The organism is Citrobacter sp. 21OH12SH02A-Citro (assembly GCF_027919895.1).
Taxonomy (GTDB): Bacteria; Pseudomonadota; Gammaproteobacteria; order Enterobacterales; family Enterobacteriaceae; genus Citrobacter; species Citrobacter braakii.
In genome coordinates this window covers 3,684,695-3,707,103 of sequence record NZ_CP114801.1, presented here as the reverse complement: position 1 = coordinate 3,707,103, position 22,409 = coordinate 3,684,695, and the positions used below count along the sequence as shown (strand labels likewise).

General features: G+C 53.4%; 22 protein-coding genes. 14 read left to right on the top strand and 8 right to left on the bottom strand.

Translation table 11 applies throughout. The features are described from left to right. Position 1: 1 nt before the first annotated feature. Positions 2 to 1,159: a D-alanyl-D-alanine-carboxypeptidase/endopeptidase AmpH gene (ampH, locus tag O6D90_RS18130; protein ID WP_016151995.1), complete on the bottom strand. Its 1,158-nt coding sequence runs from the start codon at positions 1,157 to 1,159 to the stop codon at positions 2 to 4. A gap of 383 nt (positions 1,160 to 1,542) precedes the next feature. Here ampH and sbmA point away from each other — a divergent pair, with 383 nt between their 5' ends. Both sbmA and O6D90_RS18120 read left to right on the top strand, forming a co-directional pair. Next, entirely contained in the window at positions 1,543 to 2,763 is a 1,221-nt protein-coding gene (gene sbmA, locus O6D90_RS18125; RefSeq protein ID WP_016155831.1) for a peptide antibiotic transporter SbmA, read from the top strand. Positions 2,764 to 2,779: 16 nt separating this feature from the next. Then, a complete protein-coding gene (locus O6D90_RS18120) occupies positions 2,780 to 3,883 on the top strand; it encodes a DUF1615 domain-containing protein (protein ID WP_016155832.1) in 1,104 nt (367 codons plus the stop codon). On the opposite strand, the gene O6D90_RS18115 is transcribed toward O6D90_RS18120, so the two are convergent. Further along, positions 3,868 to 4,191: a DUF2755 family protein gene (locus O6D90_RS18115; RefSeq protein WP_016151998.1), complete on the bottom strand. Its 324-nt coding sequence runs from the start codon at positions 4,189 to 4,191 to the stop codon at positions 3,868 to 3,870. The two genes, O6D90_RS18120 and O6D90_RS18115, sit on opposite strands and share 16 nt — an antisense overlap. A 263-nt stretch (positions 4,192 to 4,454) precedes the next feature. Here O6D90_RS18115 and O6D90_RS18110 point away from each other — a divergent pair, with 263 nt between their 5' ends. After that, complete coding sequence (locus tag O6D90_RS18110; protein ID WP_016155833.1) at positions 4,455 to 4,676, top strand: DUF2754 family protein; 222 nt, start codon at positions 4,455 to 4,457, stop codon at positions 4,674 to 4,676. 25 nt (positions 4,677 to 4,701) lie between these two features. Here the strand turns inward: O6D90_RS18110 and ddlA are convergent, their stop codons facing one another. Then, on the bottom strand, positions 4,702 to 5,796 hold the full coding sequence (gene ddlA / locus O6D90_RS18105; RefSeq protein WP_032931280.1) for a D-alanine--D-alanine ligase: 1,095 nt from the start codon (positions 5,794 to 5,796) through the stop codon (positions 4,702 to 4,704). 301 nt (positions 5,797 to 6,097) lie between these two features. On the opposite strand from ddlA, the gene O6D90_RS18100 reads away from it, so the two are divergent. The 5 genes from O6D90_RS18100 to adrA all read left to right on the top strand — a co-directional run bounded on the left by O6D90_RS18100 (position 6,098) and on the right by adrA (position 10,931). After that, the gene (locus O6D90_RS18100) at positions 6,098 to 7,294 is read left to right on the top strand and encodes a multidrug efflux MFS transporter (protein WP_016155835.1); all 1,197 of its coding nucleotides are present in this window, start codon (positions 6,098 to 6,100) and stop codon (positions 7,292 to 7,294) included. A 249-nt stretch (positions 7,295 to 7,543) separates the two neighbouring features. Further along, on the top strand, positions 7,544 to 7,786 hold the full coding sequence (locus O6D90_RS18095; protein WP_016152002.1) for a sigma-S stabilization anti-adapter protein IraP: 243 nt from the start codon (positions 7,544 to 7,546) through the stop codon (positions 7,784 to 7,786). A gap of 104 nt (positions 7,787 to 7,890) precedes the next feature. Next, entirely contained in the window at positions 7,891 to 9,306 is a 1,416-nt protein-coding gene (gene phoA / locus O6D90_RS18090) for an alkaline phosphatase (protein ID WP_016155836.1), read from the top strand. Positions 9,307 to 9,403: 97 nt separating this feature from the next. Continuing rightward, complete coding sequence (gene psiF, locus O6D90_RS18085) at positions 9,404 to 9,724, top strand: phosphate starvation-inducible protein PsiF (RefSeq protein ID WP_003830956.1); 321 nt, start codon at positions 9,404 to 9,406, stop codon at positions 9,722 to 9,724. 91 nt (positions 9,725 to 9,815) lie between these two features. Beyond that, positions 9,816 to 10,931, top strand: coding sequence for a diguanylate cyclase AdrA (gene adrA, locus O6D90_RS18080; RefSeq protein WP_088583121.1), 1,116 nt, complete (start codon positions 9,816 to 9,818; stop codon positions 10,929 to 10,931). 17 nt (positions 10,932 to 10,948) lie between these two features. Here adrA and proC read toward each other — a convergent pair whose 3' ends face one another. After that, on the bottom strand, positions 10,949 to 11,758 hold the full coding sequence (gene proC, locus O6D90_RS18075; protein ID WP_016152005.1) for a pyrroline-5-carboxylate reductase: 810 nt from the start codon (positions 11,756 to 11,758) through the stop codon (positions 10,949 to 10,951). A gap of 148 nt (positions 11,759 to 11,906) precedes the next feature. Between proC and O6D90_RS18070 the strand changes: the two genes are divergently transcribed. The 5 genes from O6D90_RS18070 to ppnP all read left to right on the top strand — a co-directional run bounded on the left by O6D90_RS18070 (position 11,907) and on the right by ppnP (position 14,592). Further along, positions 11,907 to 12,362: a YaiI/YqxD family protein gene (locus O6D90_RS18070; RefSeq protein WP_016155837.1), complete on the top strand. Its 456-nt coding sequence runs from the start codon at positions 11,907 to 11,909 to the stop codon at positions 12,360 to 12,362. 185 nt (positions 12,363 to 12,547) lie between these two features. Further along, positions 12,548 to 13,093, top strand: a complete 546-nt coding sequence (gene aroL, locus O6D90_RS18065) for a shikimate kinase AroL (RefSeq protein WP_016155838.1) — start codon at positions 12,548 to 12,550, stop codon at positions 13,091 to 13,093. Between the two features lie 26 nt (positions 13,094 to 13,119). Beyond that, positions 13,120 to 13,311: a protein YaiA gene (gene yaiA / locus O6D90_RS18060; RefSeq protein WP_016155839.1), complete on the top strand. Its 192-nt coding sequence runs from the start codon at positions 13,120 to 13,122 to the stop codon at positions 13,309 to 13,311. Between the two features lie 247 nt (positions 13,312 to 13,558). Further along, on the top strand, positions 13,559 to 14,236 hold the full coding sequence (locus O6D90_RS18055) for an AroM family protein (RefSeq protein WP_016155840.1): 678 nt from the start codon (positions 13,559 to 13,561) through the stop codon (positions 14,234 to 14,236). Positions 14,237 to 14,307: 71 nt separating this feature from the next. After that, positions 14,308 to 14,592, top strand: coding sequence for a pyrimidine/purine nucleoside phosphorylase (gene ppnP / locus O6D90_RS18050; RefSeq protein WP_016152010.1), 285 nt, complete (start codon positions 14,308 to 14,310; stop codon positions 14,590 to 14,592). 50 nt (positions 14,593 to 14,642) lie between these two features. On the opposite strand, the gene rdgC is transcribed toward ppnP, so the two are convergent. After that, positions 14,643 to 15,554, bottom strand: coding sequence for a recombination-associated protein RdgC (rdgC, locus tag O6D90_RS18045; RefSeq protein WP_016155841.1), 912 nt, complete (start codon positions 15,552 to 15,554; stop codon positions 14,643 to 14,645). A 91-nt stretch (positions 15,555 to 15,645) separates the two neighbouring features. Between rdgC and mak the strand changes: the two genes are divergently transcribed. Beyond that, on the top strand, positions 15,646 to 16,554 hold the full coding sequence (mak, locus tag O6D90_RS18040) for a fructokinase (RefSeq protein ID WP_016155842.1): 909 nt from the start codon (positions 15,646 to 15,648) through the stop codon (positions 16,552 to 16,554). A gap of 27 nt (positions 16,555 to 16,581) precedes the next feature. Here mak and araJ read toward each other — a convergent pair whose 3' ends face one another. The 3 genes from araJ to sbcD all read right to left on the bottom strand — a co-directional run bounded on the left by araJ (position 16,582) and on the right by sbcD (position 22,287). Further along, a complete protein-coding gene (gene araJ / locus O6D90_RS18035) occupies positions 16,582 to 17,754 on the bottom strand; it encodes an MFS transporter AraJ (RefSeq protein WP_032931035.1) in 1,173 nt (390 codons plus the stop codon). Between the two features lie 187 nt (positions 17,755 to 17,941). Then, entirely contained in the window at positions 17,942 to 21,088 is a 3,147-nt protein-coding gene (sbcC, locus tag O6D90_RS18030; protein ID WP_016155844.1) for an exonuclease subunit SbcC, read from the bottom strand. Further along, positions 21,085 to 22,287 (bottom strand): exonuclease subunit SbcD, encoded by a 1,203-nt coding sequence (gene sbcD, locus O6D90_RS18025; protein ID WP_016155845.1) that lies wholly within the window; start codon positions 22,285 to 22,287, stop codon positions 21,085 to 21,087. Before sbcD ends, sbcC begins: the two co-directional genes overlap by 4 nt. Between the last annotated feature and the right edge of the window lie 122 nt (positions 22,288 to 22,409).

Below are 22,409 nucleotides of genomic sequence, written 5' to 3'. Positions count from 1 at the left end.
GTCAGGATGCAGGAATAACCTGCGGTTTGTTCCCGCTCAGCTCTGCAACCAGATCGTTGATACCGTCGCTCATATTGGTAAAGCGGGTTAGCGGAGAGCGGGTCACCACGATAAATGCCCCGACGTTTTGCTGCGGGATCATCGCCATATAGGTAATGAAGCCGCCGCCGCCACCAGTTTTTTGAATAATTCCCGGTCGCCCATTCTTCGGCGCCATATAGACCCAGCCCAAACCCAGCGCATCGGCTCTACCCGGAACATCCATCCCTATCACTTTGGTTAACTGCGTACGCTGATAAATCAGCGTCTGCATACGGTCGGCCTGCTGGCTACGATGGTAAAAATCAGATGAGAGATACTGCTGCATCCAGCGCATCATATCGCCGGGTGTTGAATAAACACCGCCGCTGCCCATCGCCGCCAGGGTATTGTTGCAAGGACTGGCACCTTTTTCCGCGACCATCAGGCGTCTGCATTGATCGGGGGATGGGGTAAAGGTGGTGTCTTTCATCCCCAGCGGACGGGTAATTTTTTCTTCAAACAGCTGCGGATAAGGCTTTCCGGATGCGGTTCCTAGCGCATCGGCCAGCAGGTCAAACGCCAGGTTGGAATAAGAAGCCTGCGAACCCGGTGCGGCTTTAAGCGTGGCGGTTGAGAGATAGCTCCAGCGCTGTTCACGGGTTGGCCAGACAAACACCGGGCGCTTCGCCGCGCCGCCAGGCTGTTCGCGCGGTAGCGCGCTGGTATGCGTCGCCAGATTCACCAGCGTAATCGGCGTGCCCTGATAAGTCGGCACGCGCGCGCCAGGCGGCGCATATTTGCTCAATGGATCGTTGAGTTTAACCGTACCCTGATCGAGTAATTTCACCAGCATTTCGCTGGTCATTAATTTAGTAATAGAGGCAATTCGAATAACGGAATCCAGCTGCGGATGAACGTTATTGCCAGGGCGTGTTTCACCGAAGCTGCGAAATACGCGCTGGTTACCATCAATCACCACGAGCGCCATCCCCGTAGCACCGCTGCCGTAAAATATATGGTCGGCATAACGATCGACGATATCAGAGGCGAAGACCGGATCGGTTATAGGCTGTGCCGCCTGGACAGATGTCAATGACGCCGCACACAGCGCGGCAGAAAAAAGCAGACTACGTTTCAACGGTGGTGTCCATGAGTTAGAGAAAGTGAAAAAGGATGTCGTGCGTATGCGTATTTATACTACTCATCGGCGTATTGCAAAGCGCTTATCAGCCAATGATAGTGTGAAAAACGTAACGATGAGTAAACGCGAGCGTTTCCCGGATTACGGATGTTCGCTTTTGTGATCTCACGCTGTGATAATCTGCACTTGCTGGAACGTTGTCGAGTGTGAAAATCACAGAAACAATTCTTCATACCCGGGTGCGAACTAAGTGCCGCGGTTTTGGTCACACTTGTCGGTTTCAGCTTGTGTTTTTGGGCGTGAGCCGTCTGGCCGCCGCACTCCACGGTGGCAAATACACAGCAGTCGTCATAACGATAAGAAGTTAGCAGGAGAGCACTATGTTTAAGTCTTTTTTCCCAAAGCCGGGGCCGTTCTTTATTTCGGCATTTATTTGGGCACTGGTCGCCGTTGTATTCTGGCAAGGAGGTGGGGGAGCCTGGGTTGCACATATTACCGGCGCGTCGGGAGACGTACCGATTAGCGCGGCCCGATTCTGGTCACTGGATTACCTGATTTTTTATGCGTATTACATTCTTTGTGTTGGAGTGTTCGCGCTGTTCTGGTTTATCTACAGCCCGCACCGCTGGCAGTACTGGTCCATACTGGGCACGTCGCTGATTATTTTCGTGACCTGGTTTCTGGTTGAAGTTGGCGTCGCCGTCAACGCCTGGTATGCGCCATTCTATGATCTGATTCAATCCGCGTTGAGTGCGCCGCATAAGGTGAAGATTGAGCAGTTCTATCATGAAGTAGGCATCTTTCTTGGCATTGCGCTGATTGCCGTGGTCATTGGGGTGATGAACAACTTCTTCGTCAGCCACTATGTATTCCGCTGGCGTACCGCAATGAACGAACACTATATGGCGCACTGGCAGCATCTGCGTCATATCGAAGGCGCGGCGCAGCGTGTGCAGGAAGATACCATGCGTTTTGCCTCCACGCTTGAAGATATGGGGGTCAGCTTTATCAATGCGATTATGACGCTGATTGCCTTCTTACCTGTCCTGGTCACTCTCTCAGCCCATGTGCCGGACCTGCCAATTGTTGGACATGTTCCTTATGGCCTGGTGATTGCCGCGATTGTCTGGTCGTTGATGGGAACCGGCTTGCTGGCGGTAGTCGGCATCAAACTTCCGGGGCTGGAGTTTAAAAACCAGCGCGTGGAAGCGGCCTACCGTAAAGAACTGGTTTACGGTGAAGATGACGCTAATCGTGCGACCCCGCCGACGGTGCGTGAACTGTTCCATGCGGTGCGCCAGAACTACTTCCGCCTCTATTTTCACTATATGTACTTCAATATCGCCCGTATTCTATACCTGCAGGTTGATAACGTTTTCGGCTTGTTCCTGCTGTTCCCGTCGATTGTTGCCGGTACGATTACGCTCGGCCTGATGACGCAAATCACCAACGTGTTTGGCCAGGTGCGAGGCTCGTTCCAGTATTTGATTAACTCCTGGACAACGTTAGTAGAACTGATGTCTATTTATAAGCGTCTGCGCAGCTTTGAACGTGAGCTTGATGGTCAGGATATTCAGGAAGTTACCCATACGCTTAGTTAATAAAAAAGGAGATGTTATGTCGACGGTTTCCCGTCTTTACCCCTTGTCCGGTCTGGCCGCTCTGGTGCTGGTGGGATGTAGTAGCCAACCCGCGCAGCCGCTAAAAAAAGGGGAGAAAGCCGTCGATGTGGCGAGCGTGGTGCGCCAGAAAATGCCCGCCAGCGTGAAAGACCGGGACGCATGGGCGCAGGATTTAGCGAAGACGTTTGAAAGCCAGAAGCTGGCGCCGACGGTTGAAAATATCTGTTCGGTGCTGGCGGTCGCGCAACAGGAGTCAAACTATCAGGCGGATCCGGCCGTTCCAAACTTAAGTAAAATCGCCTGGAAAGAGATCGACCGGCGCGCCGAGCGTATGCATATCCCGCAGTTTGTGGTGCATACCGCACTGAAGATTAACTCGCCAACGGGGAAAAGCTACAGCGAGCGTCTGGATACGGTGAAAACGGAAAAACAGCTTAGCGCCATTTTTGATGATTTTATCAATATGGTACCGATGGGGCAGACGCTGTTTGGTTCGCTTAATCCGGTACATACCGGTGGGCCAATGCAGGTCAGTATCGCGTTTGCCGAGCAGCACGCCGATGGGTATCCGTGGAAAATGGCGGGAACAGTTCGTCAGGAAGTGTTCAGCCGCCGCGGTGGGTTGTGGTTCGGTACGTATCATCTGCTTAACTACCCGGCGAATTACAGCGCGCCAATCTTCCGTTTCGCCGATTTCAATGCGGGATGGTATGCCAGCCGCAATGCGGCTTTCCAGAATGCGGTCAGTAAAGCCAGCGGAGTGAAACTGGTGATGGATGGTGACTTGATTCTCTACGGCAGCAGCGAGCCGGGCAAAACCGAGCTGGCGGTACGTAAACTGGCCGGGAAGCTGGGGATGAGCGAGAGTGAGATCCACCGTCAACTGCAAAAAGGTGACAGTCTGGCTTTTGAGGATACCGCGCTGTACGAGAAGGTCTATAAGCTGGCGGAAGCGAAGGCTGGGAAAGCGCTACCCCGTGAAATGTTGCCAGGCATTCAGCTGGAAAGCCCGAAGATTACACGTAATCTGACTACCGCGTGGTTTGCGAAACGCGTGGACGATCGTCGGGCGAAATGTATGGGTCAGTCATCGTTATGATGACGGCGGCGCCAGCGCACGAATGCCGCAATGGCGCCAAGAATCAGACTTCCGGCAAGGAAAGGGACCAGCCCAAAAAGGGTACCGACGCCTAAGCCAATTTCAACTCGTGGGCGTCCTGTCTCTTGCATTTGCAACTGCATCAGTTGTTCATAGATGCCGGGAGCGTGGGCCAACAGATTTAAAACCTGCGCGCCTGCCCAAAAGCAAAACAGCACAAATACGGCATACGCAATGTTGCCGGGCAGGGAGGAGGTATCCCGATGCTTGCCCTTAAACAGGGATTTTGAGAGCGTAAAATCAGCCATAAAGACCTCCGGAAATAACCTGCTTTTTTGACGTGATGCCTGGAACTGACAGTGAGTCTGACAGGTGATCGGCAATGTCAATATCAGAATGATGGTAATTTCAGGTAGAGATTATTCCTGGATCTCGGTTTTTTGCTGATTGTCACAATTACGTAACTTTAAGTGAAATCAAGTTACATTTCAGAAATTCCGCACAGGCCACAGACGTCTAAGAGGAAATGTGCGAGGATGCGCTTTCACGTTGTATTTCCACCGGAGCCGTTATGAACCTGCCTGTTAAAATTCGCCGAGACTGGCACTACTATGCCTTCGCTATTGGGCTTATCTTTATTCTGAACGGTGTGGTCGGCTTACTGGGTTTTGAAGCGCAGGGATGGCAGACCTATGCGGTGGGGTTGGGGACGTGGGTGATTAGCTTTTGGCTGGCCGGATTAATTATCCGTCACCGCGTGGAAGATGAAGAAGAAGCAAAGGATGCCCAATAGCTCTCGATCAGGCATCCAGGCGGGTTTACATACTGGTTTTCAACGCGCTATCCGCCGCATGACGTTCCAGCGCCAGTTCGATCAGGCGAGTGATCAAATCGGTATAGCCTAAGCCGCTCGCCTGCCACAATTTTGGATACATGCTGATGTTGGTAAAGCCCGGCAGCGTGTTGATCTCATTGATCACAACATCGTTCTCTGCGGTTAAGAAAACGTCCACGCGCGCCATACCGGCGCAGCCCAGCGCCTGATAAGCCTGAATAGCAATGTCGCGGATCTTATCGTTAACTTCCGGTGCGATCGCTGCCGGAACAACCACTTTGGCACCGTTATCGTCAATGTATTTGGTGTCGTAAGCGTAAAAATCACTGTTCAGCACGATCTCGCCACAGGTACTGGCCTGCGGTTGATCGTTGCCCAGCACCGCGCATTCGATCTCGCGGCCCTTAATCCCTTGTTCCACCACGACTTTATGGTCGAATTCAAATGCCAGCGTGACGGCCTGATCGTATTGCGCTTCGCTGGTCACTTTACTGACGCCAACGGACGAGCCCTGGTTGGCTGGTTTTACAAACAGCGGCAGGCCAAGGCGGGATTCCACCTCGGCAAAGCTGATGTGGTTGCGATTGGCACGGGTGAGCGTAATAAATGGCGCGATGTTTAATCCGGCATCGCGCAGTAGACGTTTGGTCACGTCTTTATCCATACAGGCCGCAGAACCCAGGACATCAGAACCGACGAACGGCAGATTCGCCACGCGCAGCATACCCTGCAGAGAGCCATCTTCACCCAACGTGCCGTGTACAATCGGGAAAATAACATCGACTGTTGGCAGTGGCTGACCGGTTTGCGCATCGATCAACTGGTGCTCTTGTTTACCCGGGACCTGAGCCAGGCTGGTCGCGGAAGGACGCAGCGCAATATGCGCTGGATCATCTGAATTGAGCAGATAGTTACTGGCATCGCTAATGTGCCATTGCCCTTGCTTATCAATACCTAACAGCACAACGTCAAAGCGAGTCTTGTCGATGGCATCGACAATATTTTTTGCCGATTGCAATGACACTTCATGTTCCGCTGATTTACCACCAAATACGATTCCTACCCGCAACTTTGCCATCTTAAAAACCCATTCCATGAATGCAAAGCACATACATTACCACGACAAAACGCAGGTTTCCTCGGCTTCTGGCAGATTGTTTTGATGGGCAACAGAGGAACAGATAAGCGCAAACGCGCAGAACGGACGCGGAGCATAAACCCCTGCTGATATTGTGGGGTTGATGTGAGGTATATCACAAATATGATGAGCGGGAAGATAAAATCCTAAACTGTGATATATCGCACCTGTGGACCCTTATTTGGCTAAGTAATTTGTTAAGCTACTCACAGTTTTTAGCTACTTATCGTTATGAGTCCCTATGGAATCCTGGAGAGTCAACCTCATTTCCGTATGGTTCGGTTGCTTTTTCACCGGCCTGGCAATCAGCCAAATCCTGCCTTTTTTACCGCTCTATATCTCCCAACTGGGGGTAAGCTCCCATGAAGCACTCTCAATGTGGTCCGGCTTAACGTTTAGCGTCACCTTCCTGATTTCAGCCATCGTCTCTCCGATGTGGGGGAGTTTAGCCGACCGTAAAGGACGCAAGCTGATGCTGCTGCGGGCCTCTTTGGGCATGGCGATTGCGATTTTACTGCAGGCCTTTGCCACTAACGTCTGGCAGCTTTTTCTGCTGCGTGGGATCATGGGGTTAACGTCTGGCTATATTCCCAATGCGATGGCGCTGGTTGCCTCACAGGTTCCGCGCGAACGCAGCGGGTGGGCGCTGAGTACGCTCTCGACGGCGCAAATTAGCGGCGTTATTGGCGGACCGCTGATGGGGGGCTTTATTGCCGACCACGTTGGCTTACCGGCGGTATTCTGTATTACCGCGGCTTTGCTGGTAGTGAGTTTTCTGGTCACGCTGTTCTTTATCAAAGAAGGTGTGCGCCCGACAATCAAAAAAAGCGAACGCCTGAGCGGGAAGGCCGTCTTTGCCTCGCTGCCTTATCCGGCGCTGGTGATCAGCCTGTTTTTTACTACGATGGTGATCCAGTTGTGTAACGGCTCAATTGGGCCGATTCTGGCGCTGTTTATTAAATCAATGGTCCCAGACAGTTCTAATATTGCCTTTCTCAGCGGGCTGATTGCTTCGGTTCCGGGCATCTCGGCGCTGATTTCTGCGCCCCGGCTAGGTAAATTAGGCGATCGTATTGGGACCGAGCGGATTTTAATGGCGACGTTAATCTTCGCCGTCGTGTTGTTTTTCGCCATGTCATGGGTCACTACGCCGTTGCAGTTGGGGGTCTTACGTTTTCTGCTCGGCTTTGCCGACGGCGCGATGTTGCCCGCGGTGCAGACGTTGCTGGTGAAATACTCCAGCGACCAGATAACCGGGCGCATTTTTGGTTATAACCAGTCATTTATGTACCTCGGCAACGTAGCCGGGCCATTAATGGGAGCAACGGTTTCGGCAATGGCGGGCTTTCGCTGGGTGTTTATTGCCACGGCGTGCATTGTGCTAATCAACATCTGGCAACTGGCTATCGCGTTGCGACGTCGGCGCTGCGCACGGTGAGTACCTGATTAACAACGCTGCCCGTCAGCGTTGTTAATCCATCATTATGCATTTATATATCCAGGTGATTATTAATCCCCTTACCCTTTTATATGGAATAATTCTGCGCTAAGACTCCTTCTCCCTTATTTTGTGTTGTGATTGTTTTCGCAAAACGTTTTATTTCTTATGAAAATACAACTTTCATCCTCTAGGCAGTTGTGAGTCTTAATGATAACGTGGCCTATATTTGGTTAAGGGAATACGTAAATGAAAAATCTCGTTACTGAGTTGTTACTTAAGCTCGCCCAAAAAGAAGAAGAGTCGCAAGAACTGACGGCGCAGGTTGAAACGCTGGAGCAGGTAATCATCGAAATGCTGCGCAATATGACGTGTAACGATCGGCAAATATTTATTCGCCAAATTGAGGGGGCTTTGGCTGGAGAAGGCCGTATGCCTGCGTTTCTGACCAACGTTCATAACGCTGGCGAGAGTGTGCCAAAAGCGTTTTGAGTAATCCGTGGTGCGTCATCCACAAATTATCATAAAAGTGTCACATCAAATACTTATAGTCGCTTTGTTTTAATTTTACCGTATTTATACATGGAGAAAATAAAGTGAAACAAAGCGCACTCGCTATTGCCCTGTTACCTTTGCTGTTTACCCCGGTTATTAATGCAGAAACCTCTGCAATAGCGGTTATGGATAATCGTGCCGCTCAGGGGGATATCACCACGCCGGGCGGCGCCCGCCGATTGTCTGCCGATCAAACGGCGGCTCTGCGCGAATCTCTGAGCGATAAACCGGCCAAAAATATTATTTTATTGATTGGCGATGGGATGGGTGACTCAGAAATAACGGCCGCGCGAAATTATGCCGAAGGCGCAGGCGGCTTTTTTAAAGGGATTGATGCTTTACCGTTGACCGGACAATACACGCACTATGCGTTGGATAAGAAAACGGGTAAACCCGATTATGTGACGGATTCTGCGGCATCCGCGACGGCGTGGACCACCGGTGTGAAAACCTATAATGGCGCGCTGGGCGTTGATATTCATGAAAAAGATCACGCCACAATTCTTGAAATGGCAAAAGCGGCGGGGCTGGCAACAGGCAACGTTTCTACCGCTGAATTGCAGGATGCTACCCCGGCGGCGCTGGTTGCCCATGTGACTTCGCGTAAGTGCTATGGCCCTGGCGTGACACGTGAAAAATGCCCAACCAATGCGCTGGAAAAAGGCGGTAAAGGGTCCATCACCGAACAATTACTGAATGTCCGAGCTGACGTTACGCTGGGCGGCGGGGCAAAAACGTTTGCGGAAACCGCTGCGGCAGGCGAGTGGCAGGGTAAAACGTTGCGTGAACAAGCCCTGGCCCGCGGTTATCAGATGGTGAGTGATACCGCGACGCTGGCGGCGATTACCGAAGCTAATCAGGATAAACCGCTGCTGGGCCTGTTCTCTGACGGCAATATGCCCGTGCGCTGGGAAGGTCCGAAAGCGTCTTATCATGGCAATCTGGATAAGCCGGTTGTGACCTGTACGCCAAATCCAAAGCGTGACGACAGCGTGCCAACGCTGGCGCAGATGACGGATAAAGCGATTGAGCTGTTAAGCAAAAATGAGAAAGGCTTCTTCCTGCAAGTGGAAGGGGCGTCAATCGATAAACAGGACCATGCCGCCAACCCGTGCGGACAGATTGGTGAAACGGTCGATCTGGACGAGGCGGTACAGCGCGCGCTTGCCTTTGCGAAGAAAGATGGCAACACCCTGGTGGTGGTAACCGCTGACCACGCACATGCCAGCCAGATTGTTGCGCCGGATACCAAAGCGCCTGGTCTGACCCAGGCGCTGAACACCAAAGATGGCGCGGTCATGGTCATCAGCTACGGCAACTCTGAAGAGGAATCTCAGGGGCACACCGGCAGCCAATTGCGAATTGCAGCCTATGGCCCGCACGCGGCGAATGTGGTCGGCCTGACCGATCAAACCGACCTGTTTTACACCATGAAAGCGGCGTTAGGACTGAAATAACCCGACGCCCGGCGGCAATACTTTTGCCGCCGGGTGGTATTTTTATCGTTAGCAGCCAAACTTACCTGTGTGTTGTCGTTCAGAAAAGAAGGATGCTATGAAAATTACATTATTAATGACGCTACTTTTTGGTCTGATTTTTTTAACTACCGTCGGTGCTGCCGAGAAGACTTTAACCCCGCAACAACAGCGTATGACCACCTGCAATCAGCAGGCAACGGCGCAGACCTTAAAAGGGGATGCGCGTAAGACATATATGAGTGATTGCCTGAAAAACAGTAAATCTGCGCCGGAGGAAAAGAGCCTGACGCCGCAGCAGCAAAAAATGCGTGAATGTAACGTTAAGGCGACGGAGCAGTCTCTGAAAGGTGATGATCGTAATAAATTTATGAGCGCTTGCCTGAAGAAATCTGCGTAGCACTTACGGGTGAGCAGGTAAAATCGCTCACCCGAAATATCATACTTCCGCCACCAGACCCCTTCCTATAATTTGGGAAATTTGTTTCAGAATATTCCCAAATACAATGAATGATGAAAACTTTTATCAAAAGAAGGTCGTCCCGAATGAAGCATTTTTATCGCTTCATCAAAATGACCACCAACGTTCCGGTCTGCGATTCGCCCGACGAATCAGGCTGCCGCGAGCGGTGGGATTGGGGGGAATGTTTTTCCCTATCGCGTCGGTATTAGTTGCTCAGCCCATTACCGGTGGCTGGTGGCTATTACTGGTGGGATGGGCGTTTGTCTGGCCGCATTTGGCCTGGCAGTTGGCCAGCAAAGCCGACGATCCTCTGCATAGCGAATTTACCAACTTAAAAGCCGATGCCATTCTTGCCGGTATGTGGATAGGGATTATGGGCGTAAACCTGTTGCCATCCACGGCGCTGCTGATGATTATCTGCATCAACCTGATGGGCGCAGGCGGGATGCGAATATTCATCGCAGGCGCCGTTTTGATGATGGTTTCATGCCTGGTGACGTTACAGTTAACCGATATCTCCGTCGCTTTTAGCAGTACTCAACTTAGCGTGCTATTGACGCTGCCGGTGCTGGTGATTTATCCGCTGCTGTTTGCCTGGGTCAGCTACCAGACGGTCATCAAGCTGGCGGAACATAAACGCCGTTTACAGGTGATGAGTACGCGAGATGGCATGACTGGGGTGTACAACCGCCGCCATTGGGAACTGTTACTGCGTAATGAATTTGATAATTGCCGCCGCTACCAGCGTGACGCCACGTTACTGATTATCGATATCGACCATTTTAAGAGCATTAATGATACTTGGGGTCATGACGTTGGGGATCAGGCGATTGTCGCGCTGACCCGCCAGTTGCAGATGACCTTACGCGGTAGCGACGTGATCGGGCGCTTTGGCGGTGATGAGTTTGCGGTGATTATGTGCGGCACGCCGGCAACCAGCGCGATTGCGGCGATGTCTCGCGTTCACGAACGACTTGGCCAACTGCGTTTATCCTGCGCACCGCAGGTTGCTCTGCGGATCAGCGTGGGCGTTGCGCCGCTGACCGCAGAAACCGAGCATTATCGAGAATGGTTAAAGTCGGCGGATATGGCGCTCTACAAAGCAAAGAATTCCGGACGTAACCGCACTGAGGCGGCGGCCTGACGTCCGGCGGTGTTAACTCAGGAGCGGCTGAGTTTTTCCGACTGCTCCATGCACTTAATCATCGCTTCAATCACTGATGAACGAAAACCTCGTTCTTCCAGGACGCGTACCGCTTCAATGGTGGTTCCACCAGGCGAGCACACCATATCCTTCAGTTCTCCGGGATGTTTACCCGTATCCAGCACCATCTTCGCCGAACCCATTACTGCCTGCGCCGCGAATTTATAAGCTTGCGCGCGAGGCATGCCACCCTGCACGGCGGCGTCCGCCATCGCTTCAATAAACATAAACACATAAGCCGGGGCTGAACCACTGACGCCAACGACCGGATGAATCATTGCCTCCGCAATGACTTCTGCTTCGCCAAAGCAGCGGAAGATATTCAGCACGTCGGCGGTGTCTTCTGGCGTGACTAAGGCGTTCGGTGTGACGGAAGTCATTCCGGCATTCACCAGTGACGGCGTGTTTGGCATCGCGCGAATGATTTTACGGTCATGGCCTAGCGCGCGGGCGAGCTGATCGAGGGTGACGCCAGCGGCAATCGAGACGACCAGGGAGTCTTTGTTCAGGCTGGAGGTAATTTCGCTCAGCACTTTAATCATGATGCCTGGTTTTACGGCCCCAAAAACGATGTCAGCGATTTGCGCGACCTCTTGCGCAGACTGCGCCGCATTAATACCGTACTGGTCGTGCAATGCAGCGACTTTATCGGGGGAAGGGGTGTAGACCCAGATTTGTCCAGGGAGAACCTGGCCGCTGGCGATCATGCCGCCAAGTATCGCTTTGCCCATATTACCGCAGCCGATAAAACCGATTTTCTTGTCCATTTTGTCACTCCCTATGCGTGATATTCATTGTTTTACCTGGGAAAGCTAAGCTTAGCGCGGATTGAATATGTGCAGAAGGATAAACAGCACTTTGCCTGCAAGTAAAAGCACGCGACAATGTGCAACTGCACATCAGTGGGGAGAAATTATGACAATATGGGTGGATGCCGATGCGTGTCCGAATGTGATTAAAGATATTTTGTACCGCGCTTCTGAGCGCATGCAGATGCCGCTTATTTTGGTAGCAAACCAGAGTTTGCGCGTCCCGTCTTCGCGGTTTATCCGCACATTACGTGTTCCCGCCGGGTTTGACGTGGCGGATAACGAGATTGTGCGCCAGTGTAGTGCCGGTGATTTAGTGATAACAGCGGATATCCCGCTGGCGGCAGAAGTCATTGAAAAAGGTGCGGCGGCGCTTAATCCGCGCGGTGAACGTTATACCGAAGCCACGATCCGTGAGCGTCTGATGATGCGTGATTTTATGGATACGCTACGCGCCAGCGGTATTCAGACCGGCGGGCCGGACAGCCTTTCACCACGAGACAGGCAGCATTTTGCTGCTGAGCTTGATAAGTGGTGGCTGGAAGTACAGCGCAGAAAATAAAACGTGTAATTTATTATTTACACTTTATTCATGGTGAATTCTTGTTATAGTAGAGGTTAATAGGTATCGCTACCCTGTATGTAATTTTTTCTTTACGTTTTGGCGATGTACTAGTTTGGTGATATGATTATATCTTTAACCGCATCAGATCCCGCTCGCTCGCGGCTCCCTGGGGAATTTCTGTAATGACGCAACCTCTTTATCTTGTCGGCCCCCGGGGGTGTGGTAAGACAACTACCGGTATGGCGCTGGCGAAGGCTATCGATTTCCAGTTTGTCGATACCGATCGCTGGTTGCAATCGCACGTGCAGATGACCGTGGCGGAGATCGTCGAAAGGGAAGGATGGGAAGGGTTTCGTGCCCAGGAGACGAGCGCTCTGCAGGCCGTCACAGCCCCGGCAACGGTTGTTGCGACCGGCGGCGGCATCATTCTTACCGAATTTAATCGTCATTACATGCGCAGCCACGGCGTGGTTATCTATTTAAGCGCACCGGTATCAGTACTGGTTGATCGTCTGGAGGCCACGCCTGAAGAGGGATTGCGCCCAACCTTAACCGGTAAGCCGCTGACTGAAGAGGTGCAGGAAGTGCTCGCCCAGCGCGATGTTCTGTACCGTGAAGCAGCGCACTACATCGTTGATGCTACCCATAAACCTGCGCAGGTGGTGGAAGACATTCTTGAGATACTGGCGCAGGCAGCGCCACGGTTACAGGGCGGTGTCTATACTTAATGTTCATCCAGTGAAAAGGAAGAACTATGCCGACAAAACCACCTTACCCACGTCAAGCGAACATTGTTACGGTTGAAAAGGGGACGCCAGGCCAGACGGTAACCTGGTATCAACTTCGAGCCGATCACCCTAAACCGAATACGTTGATCAGTGAGCATCCTTCTGCGCAGGAAGCCATGGATGCCAAAAAACGCTACGAAGACCCCGATAAAACCTGATATTAAGCACCGTCCTGGCACGAGTCTGAAAAGTGCCACGACGGGCGTTCATCACATTTTCTTAAATTTCGCCGTATACCGTTAAAATTGAAAATTAAGCAATAACAATCCAGTACCGGAATGATTTGGAATCTTTACACAATACACCGCCGATCAGCTGCTACGCTTTTGAGCATTTGTAGCGCAGGTCAGCGCCCGGCACTTGCCCGGGATTTCACAGCAAAGTAAGAAGATGGTGGAGCAACAAATGAGTGCGTCGTTGGCTATCCTCACGATTGGCGTGGTGCCGATGTGTGAGGTGTTACCGCTCCTGACGGAATATATCGATGAACAGCACATTACTCACCACAGTCTGCTTGGACAGATGCGGCGAGAAGATGTGATGGCTGAGTACGGCGTTTCGCCCGGTGACGAGCCTTTATTAACGCTGCTCAGCGACCACCAACTTGCTCATGTCTCACGCCAGAAGGTAGAGCGCTCGCTGCAAAGTATCGTGGAGGTGCTGGATAACCAGGGCTTTGACGTGATCCTGCTGATGAGTACCGCCTCAATCGCTCGCCTGACCGCCCGCAATAGCATTCTATTGGAGCCGTTACGTATTATCCCCCCGCTGGTGGCCTCGATTGTCGATGGGCATCAGGTCGGGGTTATTGTCCCCGTCACCGAATTGCTCAAAGCCCAGACGCAAAAATGGCAGGTGTTACAAACTCCACCAGTGTATGCCGTGGCGAATCCGATCGAAGGTACCGAACAACAATTGATTGATGCCGGGAAAGAACTGCTGGAGCAAGGCGCGGATGTGATCATGCTGGATTGTCTGGGGTTCAATCAACGCCATCGTGATTTACTGCAAAAATCGCTGGATGTCCCGGTTCTTCTGTCTAATGTGTTGATTGCCCGACTGGCTTCGGAGCTGTTGGCGTAATTTTGCGTGACAGGTGGAACGTCAGCCCCCTATATTGGTTCTCAACTTAATCACGAGATAGGGCCAGTTGTATGCTTCAAAGTAATGAATACTTTTCCGGCAAAGTAAAATCGATCGGTTTTACCAGCAGCAGTACTGGCCGAGCCAGTGTTGGCGTGATGGCTGAAGGCGAATATACTTTTAGTACTGCGGCGCCTGAAGAGATGACTGTCGTTAGCGGCGCACTGAACGTGCTGCTGCCGGGGGAAACCGAGTGGAAGGTGTATGCCGCAGGGGACGTGTTCAACGTACCGGGCAACAGTGAGTTTCATCTGCAGGTGGCAGAGCCAACATCCTATCTTTGCCGCTATCTGTAAGCATAGAAATGACGAATGGCGACATTATGCCGCCATTCGGTAAGTACGGCTTAACGTTGCGCTTCGCCGCCTAATCCTTCCACCAGACTTTTAATCAGCGCCGCCAGTTCACCCGTCATCAGGATGAAATCGGCATCAAAACGCTGAGCATAATCTTCGCGGTCAATATCTTCGTTCTGATCGCGCAGCTCGTCGCTAAACTTCAAACGCTTAATCGAGCCGTCGTCACACATCACGAACTGAATGCGCTGCTGCCAGTCGAGGGCCAGTTTGGTGACCAGTTTGCCCGCTTCGATATGCACGGCGATTTCGTCGCAGACCAGATCCTGCTTTTTCGCGCGGATCACGCCGCCGTCTTCAAGGATCGCTTTTAGTTCAGCTTCATCCAGTAACTGGAATCCCTGTGCCGTTGTGCCGGAGCGAACCCATTCGGTCAGCGTCAGCTCAATGGGGTTTTCCATCGTCAGCGGAACGACCGGCAGCGAACCGAGACTCTTACGCAGAAGCGCCAGCGTATCTTCGGCTTTCTTCGCACTCGCGCAATCAACCATGATCAGATCGTTGACGGTATCGATCCACATCATCGTCTGGCTGAAACGGCTAAAGGCGCGCGGCAGCAATGAGTGCAGAACTTCATCTTTCAGCGAGTCTTTTTCGGTCTTCTTGAGTTTGCGACCTTGCTCAGCTTCCAGTTTGAAAATTTTGGCTTCCAGCGCCTGTTTGATAACCGGCGACGGCAGAATTTTTTCTTCTTTGCGGGCGCAGATAATAATTTGGCCATTGGCGGTATGCGTTAATGCATCGCTGTGCGATCCCATCGGCGGAACCCAGCCCATTTTTGCCATATCCTGGCTACCGCAAGGGGTGAACGTCATTGATGCCAGCTGTTTTTCCATCTCTTCGGCACGCAAAGAAATATCGCGGCTAAGACGGTAAACCATTAAATTTTTGAACCACAGCATGATAATTTCCACGGCCTTGTCGTTAAATCCAGCGGGCATGATAGCGAATTGTCGCTATGCTTGCATTGTTAATCGGGAAGAGGAGCAAACAGTGCGTATAGGTATCGATTTAGGCGGTACGAAAACGGAAGTTATCGCGCTTGGCGATGCAGGCGAACAGCTTTTTCGCCATCGCCTGCCCACGCCGCGTGATGATTATCGGCAAACGATAGAAACCATCGCCGCGCTGGTGGAGATGGCGGAAAAGGCCACCGGGCAGTCGGGAACCGTCGGGATGGGCATTCCCGGTTCAATTTCGCCCTACACCGGAGTGGTGAAGAATGCCAACTCGACCTGGCTTAACGGGCAACCTTTTGACAAAGACCTGAGTACGCGTCTGAATCGCGAAGTGCGGCTGGCAAATGATGCCAACTGCCTGGCGGTTTCTGAAGCCGTTGATGGTGCAGCGGCGGGGGCGCAAACCGTGTTTGCGGTGATTATCGGTACAGGATGTGGCGCTGGAGTGGCGCTGAACGGCCGGGCGCACACGGGCGGGAACGGTACTGCGGGCGAGTGGGGGCATAATCCGCTGCCGTGGATGGATGAAGACGAACTGCGTTATCGGCAGGAAGTGCCCTGCTATTGCGGCAAGCAAGGCTGTATTGAAACCTTCATTTCCGGAACCGGTTTTGCCACCGACTACCAGCGTCTGAGCGGTAAGTCGCTCAAGGGCAGTGAAATTATCAGTCTTGTTAATGCCCGGGATGCCCAGGCGGAACAGGCGTTGAGTCGGTACGAGCTGCGTCTGGCGAAATCACTGGCACATGTGGTGAATATTCTCGATCCGGACGTAATCGTGCTGGGCGGTGGAATGAGCAATGTCGACCGACTGTATCAAAACGTGCCAACGTTGATTAAACAGTTTGTCTTTGGCGGCGAGTGCGAAACGCCTCTACGCAAGGCGCTGCACGGTGACTCCAGCGGCGTGCGCGGCGCGGCCTGGTTGTGGCCGCAGGAGTAATGTTCGCGTTGCCGGGTAGCGCAGAGGCTATCCGGCAACGGGAGTCATCTGGGATACGCTGCGCTTCAGGCGACCGTAGAGCAGCAGCGACGACATTGCAGAAAACGACAGCAGCGCCGCCGGCAACGTCACGTAGTTGTAGGCAAAGCCCAGCGTCAGCATCATACCACCGCACCAGGCGCCAATCGCGCTGCCGAGATTAAAGGCAATTTGCCCTCCTGCCGCACCCAGCAGCTCACCCCCTTTAGCATTTTGCAGCAGCAAAATTTGCAGCGGCGCCGACAGGGCAAACAGGCCCGCGCAGCAAATAAAGGCGAAGATCAGCGACGCGGCTTTGATCCCGCCAAAGGCAAAGAGCAGCAGCAGAGCCAGCACAATTACAAAGTCGGTTATTACCGCAATACGCAGCGGCGTATAGCGGCCAGAAAGGCGACCGCTCAGCAGATTTCCCAACACCATTCCCAATCCCACCAGCATCATGATGAAGGTCATCAGCGCTTCGGAAAAGCCGGAGATGAACATCATGTACGGTTTGACGTAGCTGAACCAGGCGAAAACCCCGGCGTTACCAAACATGGTGGCGGAAAAGATGAGCCACGGGGCGGGGGTTTTCAAAAAGTGAAATTGTTCGCGCAGTTTCCCTTTTGCTTCATCGCTGATGTTGGGTACCCAAAAAGTTATCGAGACCATCACGGCGATATTAAAGACGGCTATCAGCAGAAACGTGTAGCGCCAGCTAAATTCCTGGCTCAGCCAGGTGCCGATGGGAATGCCAATCAGATTAGCAACGGTCATACCCGAAACCATGCCCGCGACGGCGGCGGTGACTTTTCCCGGACGGGCCAGCTTCGACAGGATAATCGCGCCAACGCCAAAAAACGCGCCGTGTGGAAAGCCGGAAACCAGCCTGCCCACCGCCAGCATTAAATATGAGGAGGAGAGGGTGAAGATGGCGTTGCCGATCACGCACAGCGTGACCAGAAACAGCAGAATATGCTTGAGAGAAAAGCGGTTGGAAAAGAGCGCAATAATAGGCGCGCCCAGCACCACGCCAAAAGCGTAAAACGAAATCATATGGCCAGCGGCAGGGATGGAAATTCCCACGTCCCGCGCCAGCTCGGTGAGTACACCCATGATGCCAAACTCGGCCATGCCCAGCCCAAATGTCCCCAGAGCTAAAGAGAAAATGACTTTTTTCATACCACCTGCCAACAAGAAAGACGCACGATATGCGCCATAGCGGCGAACGTTCGCCGCCAATAGAGATAGCTTGCGGATAAGCGAAGTGGAATGCCATTTCATATCCGTCTTTGTGTATTCACGATCGTGCTATGTGCCGTGCCGGATAGCGCTGGCGCATATCCGGCCTCCAGGTGCTGAGCTGCTATCAGGCATCAACTGCAAACATTTTATCGAGTTTACTGTAGCCCAGTCCGTTGATTTTTTTGACCTTGATCTGCACCGGAATGCGTTCTTTCATCGCTTCAACGTGGCTGATGACACCAATGGTTTTGCCAGTGGCGTTGAGCGCATCGAGCGCATCCAGGGCGGTATCCAGCGTTTCGCTGTCCAACGTGCCGAAACCTTCGTCGAGGAACAGGGAGTCAATTCGCGTTTTGTGGCTGACCAGATCGGACAACGCCAGCGCCAGCGCCAGACTCACGAGGAAGCTCTCGCCGCCGGAAAGCGTACGCGTGTCACGCACGGCATCGGCCTGCCAGGTATCAACCACTTCCAGCTCCAGCGCTTCGCTGGCCTTGCGCTGCAACAGATAGCGACCGTGCAGACGGGTCAACTGGTTGTTGGCAAGCCAGACCAGATTATCCAGCGTCAGCCCCTGGGCAAACTTGCGGAATTTATCTCCCTCTTTCGAGCCGATCAGCGCGTTCAGATAGCCCCAGTCTTCGACCTGCTGTGCGACTTTCGTAATCTCGAGCATCAGCGCCTGCTGCTGCTGGCGGTTTTCACCATCCTGCTTGAGCTGCTGGCGAATTTCGCCCTGACGAGTGGTGTTCTCCCGTAGCTGCTGGGTGAGTTGCGCCAGCGCGTCGTGAAGATGTTGCACGGTGAGCGTGAGATCCACCCCGGTTGGTCGCTGTTGTTGATGAGTCGCCAGCGCCTGCTGCGCCTGATTAAGCAGCGTTTGCGCCTGCTGTCGCTGGCCTTCCAGTGATTGCTTCAATTGTTCAAGGCGGTTAAAGGTCTCTTCATCCAGCAGGGCGGCAATAAAGGCGTCGCGATCGGCAAAGATGCTGGCCTGCAATGCGGTATCAAACTGCGCCTGAATTTCTGCAGCGCGCTGAACCTCCTGCGCCTCCTGCTGCTGTAAGGTTTGCCACTGCCCCTGTAAAGAGAGGCAATCGTCGTGCACCTGCCGCCAGTTTTCCAGCGACAGATTCTCAATGTTTTCACCAAGCGCATCGGTTTCAGGCAGCGTTTCCAGCACCGGCGCAAGCTGGGCGATTCGAGCCTGTAATTCAGTCAGTTCGTTCTGGCGCTGCTGCCACATTTGCGCTTCGTTAGCCCGCTCGCTCAGCCATGAGGCGACTTCACCCTCGGCCGGAAGGGACAGACCATGACGGGCCAGCTCGGCGGTTAACGTTGCCTGACGCTGGTCAATATGCTGCTGGAGCTGAGTAATCTGCTCTGTGTGTGCGGTGATTTGCGCCTGCAGGGTATGACGCAGACTCAATTGGTGAAGCTGCTGCTCGTGCTCTTCCTGGGCGGCAAGCCACGGGGCGATGTCATCCTGCGGTTGCAGCGTCACGTTGAGGCTGGCGGTGACGGTCTGCCACTCTTGAGTAAGTGCTTGCTCTTCCTGAGAAAGGGTTTGTACTTCGCGTTCATCGCGCTGAAGTTGCTGGGTTATCGCCTCGAGTTGACCGCGTAGCGTTGAACCTTCATCGGCCAGCGTTTTGACCTCTTTTTCCAGCGCTTCACGCCGTGTCTGATTCACACTCAGTTCGAGCGTTTGATAGCGCTCAATCGCGGGGTGCGTGGTGGAGCCGCAAAGCGGGCAAGGCATGCCGGATTGCAATAGTGCCCGCTGGCTTTCCAGATCTTTGATGCGGGCTTCCTGCTCGCAAATGATTCTCACATCGGCAAGCTGCTGATTTTTATCTTTATAGCGCTGACGCTTTTCTGTAAGCACCGCATTGCGCTGGGCCAGCTCCTGCTGACGCTGCACAAGCGTGGCGCGTAGCTGCGCCAGTTGCTTTTGCTTCGGGGCGATTTGCCCATGCAGATTACTCAGACGCTGGCGTAACGGACGAAGCTGCACATGTTGCGCCAGCGCTTCCGTTACCTGTTGTGCCGAAAGGGTCAGCGTGGGAAGCGCCAGCGCATCGAGCTTGCGCGTGTCGTTCTCCCGCAACTGCTGCCACTGGCGCAGTTGGGCGCTGGCGTCGGACTGTTGGGCCAGCAGCGCTTTCCATCCTGCCAGTTCGCTACTCCACAAACGGAAGCGGTCATGTTCCTTCAACCAGTCGGTTAACGTTTGCTGTCCGGCGAGCATAGCGGCCGACTGCGTTTGTGCCTGCTGACGAATACGTCCGCGCAGCGCTAAGCTGCTTTGTAAGCGAGCATTCACTTCCTGAATCTTCTGTCGCGTACGGTCAATCGTAGCCGTTTGTTCCTGGATTCGCTCCCAGTGTGGGCGTAACGCTCTGGCCGGGAGTGCCAGACTCAGCGCCGCCAGTTGCGGCTGCGCCTCTTCCTGCGCCTGAAGTGCAGCCTGTAATGCCTGCTGGTGGCGGTTTATCTCCGCCTGTAGCTCATTTTGCCGCATGAGCCAGTTGAGGTGCTGCTGCTGGGCTTGTTGGCTGGTAAGGTATTGTTTTTCTTCGTCAGTAAGTACCTGCAAACTTTCTGTCAGAGATTGCAGCTGTTCTGGCGCTAACAGCGCAACACCGCTGGCCTGGGCCTGCAGTTTTTCCAGTTCCGTACGCGCTGATTTGTGCTTTTCAAATACCATGGCGGAGATTTGGCCGTAGATCTCAGTGCCGGTCAGCTCTTCCAGCAGCTCGGCGCGTTCTTTCGGTTTGGCATTAAGAAATGCGGCAAACTGCCCTTGAGACAGCAGCATCGAACGGGTAAAACGTCCGTAATCCAGCCCGGTAAGCTCGGCGGTCATCTCCAGCTTATCTTTGACCTTATCGGCGAGGATTTTACCGTCGGAGCAGCGGGCCAGCTCTACGCGAGGGACCTGCAGATTGCCCTCCGGCTGATTGCGTGCCCGGTTCTGGCTCCAGAATGCGCGGTAGGCTTCGCCCCGCACCTCAAACTCGACCTCGGCCAGACACTCCGCAGTGTCGCGGGTCATCAGGTCGTTTTGCGACTGTGACACGGTATTCAGGCGCGGCGTTTCGTGGTACAGCGCAAGGCAAATTGCGTCCAGCAGGGTCGTTTTCCCCGCACCCGTTGGTCCGGTGATGGCGAACAACCCGTTGCTGGCAAAAGGTTCTGCCGTAAAATCGACTTTCCATTCTCCCTTCAGGGAGTTGAGGTTTTTCAGGCGCAGGCTGAGAATTTTCATGCTTCAGCCTCCCCGGCAAGCGTTTGTAAGGTTGCGCTAAACAGCTGGTTAAGCCGCTCACGCTGCGGTTCTTCGAGTTCTTCCAGCGCCAGGCGGCGGTCAAAAACCTCTGCCACGCTCAGCTCGCTTAACGTTTCACGTCGTTCATTGGCCATAATGCGTTCGCGCTGTTCACGACTGCGGCGCACCAGTAGCACCTCTACCGGTAAATCTTCGGTTAAGGCCTGGATCTTACGTTGCATATCATGCAGGTAGTCGTCGGTGGTGATTTCAATATCCAGCCACACCGGTGGCTCTTGCTGCACGCCGCGCCACTGCTCAAGCTGGGTAGTAATGGCGGCTAAATCACCTTTCAGTACCGCAAGCTGCTGCGTAACCGGCACGGTGAGATTTTCAACGGCGCTGAGTTTCCCCGCGTCAAAGCTCACCAGATGTACACATTTGCTTTTGCCACACTCGTCAAAACTGAGGGCAATCGGCGAGCCGCAGTAGCGAATATGTTCCGTGCCGCCGATAACCTGCGCCCGGTGAATATGTCCCAGCGCGATGTAGTCTGCCGGTGGGAAGTTTTGCGCCGGGAAGGCGTCCAGCGTACCGATATAAATGTCACGTACGGCGTCGCTTTTACTGGCTCCGACGGTGGTCAAATGCCCGGTCGCAATGATGGGAAGATTGTGGTCGCCGCGCAGCGTGCAGGCATCCTGATACTGCTGCTGATAATAATCGGTGATTGCGCCCAGTAAATGCTGCTGTTTTTCTTGTCCTGTCAGCCCGGCCTGGCTGGTGATGATGTCGCGCGGACGTAAAAAAGGCACCGGACACAGGATCGCCCCCGGTGTACCGTCGCGTAGCGGCAGTATCTGCGGCCCATGGCCAGCGCTGGCAATCACCGTTGTGTTGAGAAACGCCAGAATATCGCGGGATTCATTGAGCGTGGCGACGGAGTCGTGGTTGCCTGCCAGCACCACCAGATGACAGCCGGTTTGCTGCAGATTGACGACAAAACGGTTATACAGCTCACGGGCATAGCTAGGCGGTGAGCCGGTATCGAAAATGTCGCCTGCCACAATAATGGCATCCACCTGCTGGGATTGTGCCGTTTCCAGCAGCCAGTCGAGAAAGGCCTGATGCTCGGCGGCGCGGCTCTTGCTGTAGAAATTTTGGCCCAGATGCCAGTCAGACGTGTGAAGGATGCGCATAAGAGTTCCATGACGGTAAAACAATGGCGGGGATTATAACCCTTCACGAGTGGGAATATCTTGTCTCCGGGCTGTCATAATTCGCCGGGCTGCGTTAAACCTGGACTATCTTTTCATAAATC

Excerpts from the sequence above, each read along its gene's own strand:
- sbmA (WP_016155831.1), top strand. The coding sequence starts at position 1,543 with ATGTTTAAGTCTTTTTTCCCAAAGCCGGGGCCGTTCTTTATTTCGGCA.
- O6D90_RS18120 (WP_016155832.1), top strand. The coding sequence starts at position 2,780 with ATGTCGACGGTTTCCCGTCTTTACCCCTTGTCCGGTCTGGCCGCTCTG.
- O6D90_RS18115 (WP_016151998.1), bottom strand. The coding sequence starts at position 4,191 with ATGGCTGATTTTACGCTCTCAAAATCCCTGTTTAAGGGCAAGCATCGG.
- O6D90_RS18110 (WP_016155833.1), top strand. The coding sequence starts at position 4,455 with ATGAACCTGCCTGTTAAAATTCGCCGAGACTGGCACTACTATGCCTTC.
- ddlA (WP_032931280.1), bottom strand. The coding sequence starts at position 5,796 with ATGGCAAAGTTGCGGGTAGGAATCGTATTTGGTGGTAAATCAGCGGAA.
- O6D90_RS18100 (WP_016155835.1), top strand. The coding sequence starts at position 6,098 with ATGGAATCCTGGAGAGTCAACCTCATTTCCGTATGGTTCGGTTGCTTT.
- O6D90_RS18095 (WP_016152002.1), top strand. The coding sequence starts at position 7,544 with ATGAAAAATCTCGTTACTGAGTTGTTACTTAAGCTCGCCCAAAAAGAA.
- psiF (WP_003830956.1), top strand. The coding sequence starts at position 9,404 with ATGAAAATTACATTATTAATGACGCTACTTTTTGGTCTGATTTTTTTA.
- proC (WP_016152005.1), bottom strand. The coding sequence starts at position 11,758 with ATGGACAAGAAAATCGGTTTTATCGGCTGCGGTAATATGGGCAAAGCG.
- O6D90_RS18070 (WP_016155837.1), top strand. The coding sequence starts at position 11,907 with ATGACAATATGGGTGGATGCCGATGCGTGTCCGAATGTGATTAAAGAT.
- aroL (WP_016155838.1), top strand. The coding sequence starts at position 12,548 with ATGACGCAACCTCTTTATCTTGTCGGCCCCCGGGGGTGTGGTAAGACA.
- yaiA (WP_016155839.1), top strand. The coding sequence starts at position 13,120 with ATGCCGACAAAACCACCTTACCCACGTCAAGCGAACATTGTTACGGTT.
- O6D90_RS18055 (WP_016155840.1), top strand. The coding sequence starts at position 13,559 with ATGAGTGCGTCGTTGGCTATCCTCACGATTGGCGTGGTGCCGATGTGT.
- ppnP (WP_016152010.1), top strand. The coding sequence starts at position 14,308 with ATGCTTCAAAGTAATGAATACTTTTCCGGCAAAGTAAAATCGATCGGT.
- rdgC (WP_016155841.1), bottom strand. The coding sequence starts at position 15,554 with ATGCTGTGGTTCAAAAATTTAATGGTTTACCGTCTTAGCCGCGATATT.
- araJ (WP_032931035.1), bottom strand. The coding sequence starts at position 17,754 with ATGAAAAAAGTCATTTTCTCTTTAGCTCTGGGGACATTTGGGCTGGGC.
- sbcC (WP_016155844.1), bottom strand. The coding sequence starts at position 21,088 with ATGAAAATTCTCAGCCTGCGCCTGAAAAACCTCAACTCCCTGAAGGGA.
- sbcD (WP_016155845.1), bottom strand. The coding sequence starts at position 22,287 with ATGCGCATCCTTCACACGTCTGACTGGCATCTGGGCCAAAATTTCTAC.